Source organism: Rhizobium altiplani (genome assembly GCF_001542405.1).
Lineage (GTDB): Bacteria > Pseudomonadota > Alphaproteobacteria > Rhizobiales > Rhizobiaceae > Rhizobium > Rhizobium altiplani.
The window spans coordinates 1-10,363 of the sequence record NZ_LNCD01000116.1 but is presented as its reverse complement, the minus strand read 5'-3'; the positions used below and the strand labels follow the sequence as shown (position 1 = coordinate 10,363).

Genomic DNA, 10,363 nt, shown 5'->3' with positions numbered 1-10,363 from the left:
GTCACCCCGCAAGCCAAGTAGACCCGCACATTTCCTGTCGGCCCGATCATGCAGCCTCAACACACGCGATCAACGATGACAGCATCTTGCGTTCAATGTCCGCCGGAACTTTCAAACTGCGACCATTTCGTAGCTGGATCTTGATTAGCGCGGGCGCCCCGCCGGCCGCCGGCATCTGCCCGAGGCTTACGTCGTTGACCAGGTGGACCGGAAGGAACGTTGCTGACACATCGAAGTGGCTAAGCGTTTTCCGCCATAAACGGATCTGCGCAGGATAAATGTCATGGCGACGAGCGACATCGCCAATGCGAACACCCGGTTGATCGGCTTCAGCCAATATCGCCAGCTTCGCTTCCTTCGACCACCGCCGCCTACGCTCAACGCCGGAAATGATCTCCATGCGAGCCATACCAACCTCTCAGATCTGATATTAGTGTCAGCACTAATGCTGGTTCTAATGCCAGAACATCGCCTAACTGGCTCGTTCAGCAAAATCCGCTCACCGGACGCTCACACTCTGTCGGCTGGCTTCCTGGGGATCAGTGATGGAGCGACCACCACACATTCATGGCCAAGCGATCGAATAAGCCGATGTAGGCCGCATCCGGTCGGACCCGCCTCGTAGCAGAAATGAACTCGGTCAAACATTGCTGCTATCCGTTGGATGATGCGGCGCATGCTGGTATCAGAGGCCTCAACCTCACCCCAAAAGCGGACCTCTCCCTCCCAGCCGGATTCAACGACAGCAATCGCATTCTTTAATTTGGCGACATCGATTCCTATAATCTCAATAATCTGCCACGGCTCGTCCTCCTGTGATGAGGATCGGCTCGGCCTATCCGAGCAACCGTCGGAAGACCAGTGTAGGGCGAGCCACCTCAGGCACGAAGACGGACATACGGTCGTACGGTCCATCATGCATCCTCCGCCGAGCGCGATCTCTTCGCGGCAGAACCGGGCTACGCCGCCGTGTGAGCGCCAACATCGCGAGAAGATTCGCTGCGGAAGATGCCCGATGAATCGTAAGCTGATTTACTTCGGACCGCGTATGAGTGGTCTTGCAGCGCGGCGCGCCTCTGCCTCTTAATGGATGTTTAATGTAGCTAAACCGGATGAAATCCCTGCCATATACATTTGAGTTCGATCTGGGCATTACGTCCAGAGTTCATATTGATTCGTCCGCACCGCACGGCGGTTCATCCGTCATGTCAATGTTTCCAATCCAAACAATGGATTACTAAAACCTTCCGGCAGGCATATAGGAAAGAGTCCAGTGGGGCTGTTTCATAAGGAGCATTCGCAATGGAGAAAACTGTTCTGGGTGGCCCGGGTAGCAACAATTTCTTTGGCAGTAATGGTGATGACGTGATGGTCGATCCCACCGGAAATGACTGGATCGACGGTGGTCCCGGAAACGACTCCATCTCGGCCGGCGAGGGTAACGACCGCGTGTTCGGCGGCGCGGGCAATGATCACGTCTTTGGCGACGAGGGCAACGACTACCTCTACGGCGACATGGGTCGCGATAAGCCCCGCATCCTGGGTACGGCCCTCCTTGGCGGCGACAACGACAAGCTCTATGGCGGAGCCGGCGATGACGTGCTCTTCGCGGGCGACGGTAGGGACTCTCTGGCCGGCGGTGCCGGGCAAGACACCTTTGCGTTCCAGTTCCATAACCCGATGGCCGGGTTCGACCCAAATTTTGGATCGGACCACACCAGCATTGTTGATTTTGACCGAGCGCAAGACTCTTTTGCCTTCGATGCGGTAGGCTTTGGCGTCGATGGTATTGCAGCGAATTTCATCAATCATGAGGCGCACGGCCATCAGGTGGACACGTTCTACAGCGGTCCCGCTAGTGGCGCGAACGGCGAGCACGTCGTCGTGATCACTGATCGTGGTTTCACCGATGGCTCGGCCGCAGCCAGGGCTATTTCCGGGGAGGCTGCAGGCGATATCATTGCCTATTTCAATGATGACAGCATGACCGCGAATTTGGGTTATGTCACTTCCGAAAACTACGTGGATGACTTCGCGCACTTGAGCAACGTAGAAAGTTTGCTCCACTTAACCAGCCTAGGTTTGACTGCTTCGGATTTCACGTTCTTCTAGGCTGGTTAATCAGTTGGTGTTGCTGTCGAGATGATCATCTGTTTCCTTTGGATGCGGAGACAGTTCGATGGCAAGGTGGTAGGAAATTGTCGGCAGTCGGACACAGAGGGACGCGCGCCAGTCTCTCGTCCCTGCGGCCGGCGGGGCGCAGCGGTGCCGACAACCGTTGCGCGCTCTCACCGACGATGCATCTGCTGCTTCGTGGCGGTCGCTGGAAGGACTGCCCGCCGGTCTATGGCTCCCAAATCTAACGATTTAAATAATGGACCCCCGATGCATGAATGAGCCTTTCCTGAGCATACCCTATTGAGACGAATGCTGGTAAATGCCGCGTCTTGTTGCCTACGATTTGAACAAGGTCCTTGACCTTGCCCCGTTGAAATAATCCATTTTGAAGTAAGCTCTGGCCCATTGAGAGGACCAGGGAATGAAGCGCAATCGTTTCACAGACGAACAGATCATCGGCATTCTGAAGGAGCACGAGGCGGGCGCATCGCTTTTGATGATTAAGACCCCAGATCCGCTGCGAAGTATATTGGTGGTGGGCGCCACTTCTCTGCTCCAGCACGTCAGAGCAGGTGGAAGCAGGCATGCTTCCCGATGGCTTATCGAGCTCCTGCAACGGAAAAAGCCGAAATGGCCGCCTTCAAATCGGAATGCTGGCCGGAATGAAATCGGAATACGCAGCCGCCGATTGACAGTACGGACAGTCCTAGCCCACATTACTATTCCAACCGATTAGTGGAATTACTCATATCAACCAGCACGCGCGATCATTTCCGATTGTATTGTGGCAGCGGTGTACAACGAAGCTTCCACCGGAAGGTTCCCGAACGCGAGCTGGCAAAGAAGGTAATTTGCGCCAGCCTCCTCCGAATGGCCGTGCAGTGTTTGCCGCACCTGATCTGCAGTTCCGGCTACGCACAATTCATTCTCTACCGCCTCGTCAAAGGTCAGCGGCAGGTTTGGAGGCGTCGGGAGATCGTTTAGGTCGTAAAGGAATTTGAAGCTGCTAAGCCAAAGATCGTATGCTGACGCTGCGAGCGAGCGAGCATTCAATTCTGACCGGCCGATTACGACCATACGGAGCAATCCGCGAAATAGAACTTGATTGTCCGAGCTTTTGTTGCGCTCGGCTTTAAACGCGTCAGTCACCGCGCGGACATACGACGAAGGTCCGATGCATGCAATATTTGCCCCATTGGCTGCGGCCCAACGTGCAGACTCGGGGCGGTTCGTTGCAATCCATATTGGCGGATGCGGGCGCTGATGAGGACTAAGGGCAAGGGGTATGCGGCTAAACTCGAAATGCTCACCGTGATGGTTGAGCGTGCCGCCCTTCATGGCGTTAAGCAAGATCTCACTTGTTTCCGCGTAGCATCCAGGGGCCGACTCGGGGCTCATCCCGAAGTAGCCGAGCTCAACGGGAAGGGAGCCGCGTCCGATTCCCAGCTCGAGTCTACCACCACTCAATTGATCTAGCATGCAGACTTCTTCGAAGACCCGCAAAGGATGATAAAGCGGTAGCAGCAGGACAAGCGGTCCCATACGAAGCCGACGAGTGCGCTGCGCGACGCTGGACAGAAACAGATTGGGCGACGGGCTCCTTCCATGCGGTGTACAATGATGCTCAGCCAGATGGTACGCGTAGAAGCCAAGTTGATCGCACGATTCTACTAGTTCTAGACGCTCCGAGTACAGCCGCTCGATGTCCGTATGATTATCGTCGAGGTGATCAAAGATTCCGAAAGTCAAATTTGAGTGGCTGTTCGCCATCGAGTGGTCTCCTGTTCAGTTGTAAAGTGCTTCGGACTGCAAGACCGAAGGCTCTGTATCGCCGATCCCCTGACCACTGACCTGCCCGGGTCGGTGGCGATAGCACAAGGATTACTGGCTCGTGACAGAGGTTTCGTGCGGTACTAGTTTTTTTAAGATCCTACCGGCCGCGGAAATGAAGGCGTCCATCTCGTCTTTTTTACCAATGCTCACACGGATGTAATCTTCGAGGCCATCCTCGGGAAATGCAGCAATGAAAATATTCTCGTCTCTCAAGGATGTTTGCCACCAAGTGCCCTTTCGACCGGGTGGTACACGGGCGAGTAGGAAATTTGCGTGGGATGGGATCACTGAGAAGCCCAGATGAGACAGAGCGGTCGTAACGCGTTCTCTTTCCTCTTTGATGTGCTTATGATTGTCTGAATAGGCGGTACGGTTCGAAAGGATACTAATGCCGACTGCATGTGCGATAACATTCATATTGAAGAGGTTTTGGATGTTGCGTAGCCTTCCGATCAAATCAGGATGACCGAAGCCAAACCCGATGCGAAGGCCGGCAGCAGAGTAACTTTTGGAGAAGGTTCTTAGGACCAGAAGGTTCGGATGGCGGTGGACGAGGCGTAAAGCGTCATCGGGTGCAAAATCGACATACGCCTCATCCAAAACGATGAGACGGTTCGATTGAGTGGCGAGACTATCGACATCAGCTACTGGGACGAACGTGCCACTAGGGTTGTTAGGATTAGACAACACGATGAACTTTGCATCTTGTGCGGGACCAGAAAGCAGTTGCTTCATCGGAAGCATGTAAGATTCGTCCCATTTCACCTCTATGAATCGAGCTCCTTGAAGACTTGCAAGTTTTCGATTGAACGAAAAGCCAGGGGACAGCATCGCGACCGAGTCTCCCGGGGCGAGGAAGGCTTTGTAAATGACACTTAAAAGTTCTGAGGAGCCGTTGCCGGCGATTACCTGATCTTGGTTGAAACCGTATGCATTGGCGGCGGCTTCTCGCAAACCAACATTGTCATCTTCTGGATATAGATGATGGCCTTTGAGTGCCGCAATTGCACTCTGCATTACGGGCAGAGGCAAAGGAAAAGGGTTTTCGTTTGTGTCCAGTTTAATGATCTATGCTTGGCACCGGAGACACTGGAGGGCGCAGCCTCTAGGCTCCTCGTCTCTTCTAATAGAGCTGAAAGCACATCTGCTAGTTTTGCGTCAGACATTTCTTTCTCCGTTTCAACCGGGCCACGCGCCTCTCTGGGCAGCTGGCATAGTTAAGCCTCTCGTTCGTGACGGTCTCCTAGCAACTACCAGCATGCGAAGGCTCACCGCGATTAAGCAAGCATCGGTGGGAAATCGCAGTCTCCCGTTGGGCGTCGGATCGGATCCTGGGTCGCCTTTCTAGCCATGATCGTTTTGGCGGTATAATGGATTGATTTTATGAGTATCGATCCAAGCGGCAAATAAACCTGGTCGTCACAAGAGGATGATAATCAACGCCCAAGGACGATGGGCTGTGCCGACCAAGCCACTTGAAGCCCTGATCTTCAAAAACGCGGATAGCTGTCGCGGCAACGCCCCGCGGCATTCACGGGATCGCTGCGCCAGACCTTCAGCCGGCGCTGAAGTGTTCGAAGCAGTTTGTCGGGGTAATCGCCGGGATACTCGGGCTGCAGTCGTGACAGAAGTTCACTGCCGGTTCGCCATGGTTCGGCTTCGAACCAATTTCGCAAGTCGGCAGTCGCCTTAACGAGAGGGTCAGGACGCCGCCGCCCTCTTTGGCTTTTACAATCGGTCGATCCGTCGGCCGGCTAGCTCCGTCTTTCCAGGCAGTCCGCAAAGTCGCCAGGAAAAGGTCGATCGGCTGAGTTAGCCCGTCAGAGCGCATGGCGGGCGGAGTGTCGGCAAGCGCAGCAATTCGCTCCTGCAGGGCGCGAATATCGCGCAATAGCAGGACAGGATCGAGCCCGGCGTAGATTTCCTGCAGACGGCAGGTAAACAATTGTCTGGGCGACAACTTATGGCGACACGCAACAGTACTGACCGACATCTCGCCGCTATAGCTCTCGGCGACGATGCAGTCCTTTTCATCGACACTCCAGTCGCGGGGAGTGCCCATTCTCGTGAAAACCTCAAACCGTCGCAACGGCACATCTAGACTGGCGCCATGCGGATACCCTGTAATTATCATATGTCGAAGCCTCGTACGGCAAAAAACAGTCACATTTCTTATCCCGAAGGGGGGTAGGGCGCCTCTTACGGTCATCCGCCTGTGCGCGCATTATCCAGATCGACCCGATCGTATCCTCATGGCGCATCAAACATTCGTCCGTGCCTTGTTTCACTTGCAATCAAGCGCGCTAAGGTCAGATGTGCCGGGCGAATTTTGGATGCGAGTTGTCGCCTTGCTACTGGTACACCACCCATGCGTTTTAAAGGTCTTGATCTTAATCTTCTTGTCGCGTTCGACGCCTTGATGAGTGAAGGCAATCTCACTGCTGCGGCAAAGCGCATCAACCTCAGCCAGCCGGCGATGAGTGCCGCTGTGCGTCGGTTGCGCCTCTTTTTCAAGGATGACATCTTTACCCCCAGAGGAGGAAAGCTCGTGTTCACTCCACTGGCATTGGCTCTATTCCCAGCAGTTCGGAATGCCCTACAGCACATACAGCAGAACATAATTTCAGGACCTAGTCCGTGCGCTCAGCTCAGATGTCGTCATTTCAGGATTGCATTATGTGATTTCATGACTACGGTCTTTCTTAAGAGGGTGATCGAGCGTGTCGCATCCGAAGCACCTGCAGTCAGCTTTGAGCTACTTCCTTTGCCTGACGATCCGGACCAGCTTCTCCGGCGTGGCAGAGTTGACTTCGTGATACTGCCGGAATTGTTCGCCGCCAGTGGCCATCCTCAAGCAACGCTTATTGAGGAGAATCTTGAACTGGTAGGGTGCGCGAGCAACTCAAAGTTCTCAGAGAGAATGAGCATTAGAGAGTATGTCGGTGCGAGCCACGTCACAGCAAAAACAGGTCTTGGCCAACCTTGTTCAATCGAGGACAATTATCTCCGTCGGCTTGGTCTTCAGCGCCGTGTTGACGTGATAGTTCCCAATCTCAGTATGGTGCCAGCTGCTATCTCGGGAACAGAACGGCTGGCGATATTACCTTCGCGACTCGTGCGGGAAGTTGCGTCCTCCGTTCCGCTGCGCGTTATCGACCATTCGATTGGGCTTCCACGATACGACCAAGCCGTTCAATGGCCGTCCCTGCATGACGCTGATGCGGGAAGTGCTTGGCTGCGTCATATAATGCTGGAAGAAGCCAAGAACCTAGATGAAGCTTGGCCACGAACTGAACAGGCACCAGGAATTGGCAATAAGGGCCATTTCTTAAGAAGATGATATGAGTCAGCCCGCGAAACGAAGTCCGCAGCCGCAGCGCAACGGGCCCACTCATCACAGATCGAGGAGACAACGTGAGATGCCCCAGGAAACTCGCCCTTCGACGTTCAAGTATTTCGGATCATCGTTCGATGGAATGATCGATAAGCTCAGTGGCGCGTTCGGGAAATTTGAGGGCGAGCTGATTGGCCGCGTGGAAAACTTTCATTGGAGCCTTGATTTTTCTTCCAGCGACTGGGCCTCCGTGATCACGGGATATCATCAACACGAGTTACAGTTCAAGATTGAGCCTACGGCAAGTTCAGTGGAGTATCTGTCAATCGTTTTGCCCCGAAGCGGAGGTATGGGGTTCAGCCACGGCTCAACGAAAGCTGATGCTGGTCGAGACAGGCTGCTGTTGTACAACACTCTGGAACCCGAACAAGTGAGGATGTACGGGCAGTCAAACGTCATCGACGAGCTGCTGATCGATTGGAATATCATACTGCAGACACTGGATCAGACATTTGAACGGCCCCTTGGGGAATCATTGGCGCTCGTGCCAGAGCTCGAAAAAACCACTGCGGGCGGGCAGACGATTGCTGCATTAGCCGAGACCGCTATCCGGGCTCTGCGCGACCCTTCAATTCATTCCCCGGTAGCGATGGCGCACATCACCCAAGCCCTTGCTGATTTGATCATTCACGTGGTGCCCCACCGGCTTTCTCGGTTTCTCGAAAGGAAGCCCTGCATGATAGCACCGTGGCACATACGGCGGGCAATAGAATTCATGGAGGCTAACGTCAGCCGGCCAATCCGAATGCCAATGGTCGCAGAAGCGGCTGGCGTTTCTACACGCGCGCTGCAGCTCGGCTTCCGTACATTCCGGGAAACCACTCCAGCTGCATATTTGTCCATGCTCCGCTTGCGGGGCGCCCGCTTGGATTTGCTTGATCCCGAAAACGCAAACACGATAAGGCAAATTTGCCTGAAATGGGGTTTCTTTCACTTCGGCAGGTTTTCGGCCATCTACAGATCGACCTACGGAGAGAGCCCATCGGCAACGCGAAAGCGCGTGAGAGGCGCCCCCGTCTACTGTCCGTAGCTTGCTCGTTGGCTCCGGCTCCGCCTTTCCTTCCCACATCCACAGGATGGATGCGCCATCCAAACAATTGATTCAGTGTTCGATTGCGATAATTCAATAAGTGTCGTCATCAAGTTTACGATATGCTTGCCCCCCAAGGCTCATTCCTTTCGGCGGTATTCCCAAGTGGATTAACAGGTTCTCGAAATTCATTGTTTGGATGAATGCCATACAGCTTCCGAAAAGGCGGCCGGCTCTTCTTTAAGTCGGATGTTATGAATTCCGACAGCATCGTGAGCTTTGACTTGCCGGGTAATTCCCTCAAGAAGCTGCTGGCCGAGCAGATGCTCGATGTCCGAAAGTATGGGCGGCGCGGCGTAGCTCAAGTTGCCGATGTCGCGTCAGGACATCGCGGACTACTCGGCGATGACAATTGGAACTGTGTCCCGGGGAATGACTGAGTTGAAAGAACGAGATATCCTTGAGATGAACGCGCTCGGACCATCACGATTTTGAAACTGGAGGCCCTTCGCGCGCTTTTTCTATGCGGTCGTGTAGAGCGACGATCTGGATGAGATCACGTCTCATCTTGGTTGTCGCGCTGCTTGGTCGTCTGCATCCCTAACTTTGATTGTCTCACCTCGTCATACACGATGTCTCTCACGTGGTGCGAGGAGGGGCTTGGAGCCACGTGCCCGTCCTTAGATCCGAACAAGGCCGGATGTTAAAGAATCAAATATCCGGGATGGCCGCCAGAGCGGGTAGGTTTGTTTTTGACCACTTGTTGCACATGGTTTGTAACCGCCCGATTGGCACCGCCTACCGGACCGCGCCTTGATGGCCTAAGAGACGTGTTTAGCGACGTAGTTAGCGACGTGTCTTGGGCGAGGTATGTGATGCGTGTCGAGATTCTTGGGCAGGAACGTCGGCGCCGTTGGCGCGACGAACAGAAGCTCGAGATTGTCATGTCGGTTGGGATCGACGGAGCGACGGTTACTGATGTTGCGCAGCGACACGATGTTACGCGGCAGCAGATCTATACCTGGCGTAGTGAGCTGAATTGTTCCGGTGGACATGAACGTCGTGCAGACCGAGGTCTGCGGAGACCGCCAGGACCCGTCTGGGATGATCGAGTTGCGATTGATCTGCGGTCGCAGCCTTCGTTTCGACGGTGCCGTGGACAGCGCCACCCTGATGCGGCTTATCCGGGCGGTAGAGGCGGCATGATCGGACCAGGGACCGGCGTGCGGGTGTACCTGGCCTGCGGGATCACAGACATGCGCAATTATGCGGCGACCATGATTATGCGGAGCCGGAGACGCTGATGGGCGCATTGTCGGGCTTTTCAACATCCGTCGACTCCACATAACTATGCACTATCGCCATAACTGTGCACTATCGCCATAACTGTGCACTATCGCCCGGCAAGCATCGCGATCAGTTTATCGGGCGGGCGGAATTTGCCTGGCTTGATGCCGAGCGTCGCCAAAGCGTCGAGCATCTCGAGTTTTTCGGTCGGGTCAGCGCGCAGGTAGATCTCCGTGCTCTGGAGAGTGGCGTGACCGAGCCACAGCGCTACTTTGCGAATGTCGCGCGTCGCCTGAAGCATATGCATGGCGCAGCTGTGGCGCAGTACATGCGGCGATATCGACTTCGTCGCCAGCGTAGGCGCGACGCTGACCGCGGCCGCGGCGTGCTTTTCGAGGATGTATTCGAAGCCGGAGCGCGTCATCATCCGGCCAGCATTGTTCAGGAAGAGCGCCGTGTCGCCATCCTTGGGTCTAACGGCGATCCAGGCTCGGATCGCGGCAGCGGTCTCCTGCCAGATCGGTAGCACGCGCTCTCGTCGTCCTTTGCCGATGATATGGATACTGGCGGGTGACCGTCCGTCGAACTGTTCAAGCGCGAGACCGACGAGTTCGGAAACGCGCAGCCCGCCGGCGAAAGCCAGATGCAGCATGGCTCGATCGCGAATGCCTGATAATGTCCGCCGATCCGGTGCATTGAGC

At 54.9% G+C, this 10,363-nt stretch carries 8 protein-coding genes and 4 pseudogenes; 6 read left to right on the top strand and 6 right to left on the bottom strand.

What is annotated here, in order from left to right:
* Positions 1-46: 46 nt before the first annotated feature.
* Together tnpA and AS026_RS43720 are read right to left on the bottom strand one after the other, a co-directional pair.
* Positions 47-400: an IS66-like element accessory protein TnpA gene (gene tnpA / locus AS026_RS27105; protein ID WP_160330090.1), complete on the bottom strand. Its 354-nt coding sequence runs from the start codon at positions 398-400 to the stop codon at positions 47-49.
* 113 nt (positions 401-513) lie between these two features.
* A pseudogene (locus AS026_RS43720) lies at positions 514-795 on the bottom strand (IS110 family transposase); the annotation flags it as partial.
* A 507-nt stretch (positions 796-1,302) separates the two neighbouring features.
* On the opposite strand from AS026_RS43720, the gene AS026_RS27095 reads away from it, so the two are divergent.
* Both AS026_RS27095 and AS026_RS41440 read left to right on the top strand, forming a co-directional pair.
* On the top strand, positions 1,303-2,112 hold the full coding sequence (locus AS026_RS27095) for a calcium-binding protein (RefSeq protein ID WP_007539233.1): 810 nt from the start codon (positions 1,303-1,305) through the stop codon (positions 2,110-2,112).
* A 487-nt stretch (positions 2,113-2,599) separates the two neighbouring features.
* A pseudogene (locus AS026_RS41440) lies at positions 2,600-2,749 on the top strand (IS110 family transposase); the annotation flags it as partial.
* A gap of 119 nt (positions 2,750-2,868) precedes the next feature.
* Here AS026_RS41440 and AS026_RS27085 read toward each other — a convergent pair.
* From AS026_RS27085 to AS026_RS40550, 3 genes and pseudogenes are all read right to left on the bottom strand, one after another.
* Entirely contained in the window at positions 2,869-3,888 is a 1,020-nt protein-coding gene (locus tag AS026_RS27085) for an LLM class flavin-dependent oxidoreductase (protein WP_007539229.1), read from the bottom strand.
* Between the two features lie 111 nt (positions 3,889-3,999).
* Positions 4,000-5,117, bottom strand: a pseudogene (hisC, locus tag AS026_RS27080) (histidinol-phosphate transaminase).
* Positions 5,118-5,441: 324 nt separating this feature from the next.
* Positions 5,442-5,881 (bottom strand): annotated as a pseudogene (locus AS026_RS40550) (ISNCY family transposase); the annotation flags it as partial.
* A 438-nt stretch (positions 5,882-6,319) separates the two neighbouring features.
* On the opposite strand from AS026_RS40550, the gene AS026_RS27070 reads away from it, so the two are divergent.
* The 4 genes from AS026_RS27070 (at position 6,320) to AS026_RS44665 (ending at position 9,679) form a co-directional block, all read left to right on the top strand.
* Positions 6,320-7,291, top strand: a complete 972-nt coding sequence (locus tag AS026_RS27070; protein ID WP_007539227.1) for a LysR family transcriptional regulator — start codon at positions 6,320-6,322, stop codon at positions 7,289-7,291.
* A gap of 79 nt (positions 7,292-7,370) precedes the next feature.
* A complete protein-coding gene (locus tag AS026_RS27065) occupies positions 7,371-8,375 on the top strand; it encodes a helix-turn-helix transcriptional regulator (protein ID WP_007539226.1) in 1,005 nt (334 codons plus the stop codon).
* Positions 8,376-8,747: 372 nt separating this feature from the next.
* The gene (locus AS026_RS43715; protein ID WP_081688064.1) at positions 8,748-8,870 is read left to right on the top strand and encodes a helix-turn-helix domain-containing protein; all 123 of its coding nucleotides are present in this window, start codon (positions 8,748-8,750) and stop codon (positions 8,868-8,870) included.
* A gap of 380 nt (positions 8,871-9,250) precedes the next feature.
* Positions 9,251-9,679 (top strand): transposase, encoded by a 429-nt coding sequence (locus AS026_RS44665; protein ID WP_081688063.1) that lies wholly within the window; start codon positions 9,251-9,253, stop codon positions 9,677-9,679.
* A gap of 89 nt (positions 9,680-9,768) precedes the next feature.
* On the opposite strand, the gene AS026_RS27050 is transcribed toward AS026_RS44665, so the two are convergent.
* Positions 9,769-10,363: tyrosine-type recombinase/integrase (locus AS026_RS27050; protein WP_144443506.1), on the bottom strand; the 595-nt coding region annotated here is incomplete at its 5' end.

What these genes read in the sequence shown, in the direction of transcription:
- tnpA (WP_160330090.1), bottom strand. Translation starts at nt 400, where the DNA reads ATGGAGATCATTTCCGGCGTTGAGCGTAGGCGGCGGTGGTCGAAGGAA.
- AS026_RS27095 (WP_007539233.1), top strand. Translation starts at nt 1,303, where the DNA reads ATGGAGAAAACTGTTCTGGGTGGCCCGGGTAGCAACAATTTCTTTGGC.
- AS026_RS27085 (WP_007539229.1), bottom strand. Translation starts at nt 3,888, where the DNA reads ATGGCGAACAGCCACTCAAATTTGACTTTCGGAATCTTTGATCACCTC.
- AS026_RS27070 (WP_007539227.1), top strand. Translation starts at nt 6,320, where the DNA reads ATGCGTTTTAAAGGTCTTGATCTTAATCTTCTTGTCGCGTTCGACGCC.
- AS026_RS27065 (WP_007539226.1), top strand. Translation starts at nt 7,371, where the DNA reads ATGCCCCAGGAAACTCGCCCTTCGACGTTCAAGTATTTCGGATCATCG.
- AS026_RS43715 (WP_081688064.1), top strand. Translation starts at nt 8,748, where the DNA reads ATGTCGCGTCAGGACATCGCGGACTACTCGGCGATGACAATTGGAACT.
- AS026_RS44665 (WP_081688063.1), top strand. Translation starts at nt 9,251, where the DNA reads ATGCGTGTCGAGATTCTTGGGCAGGAACGTCGGCGCCGTTGGCGCGAC.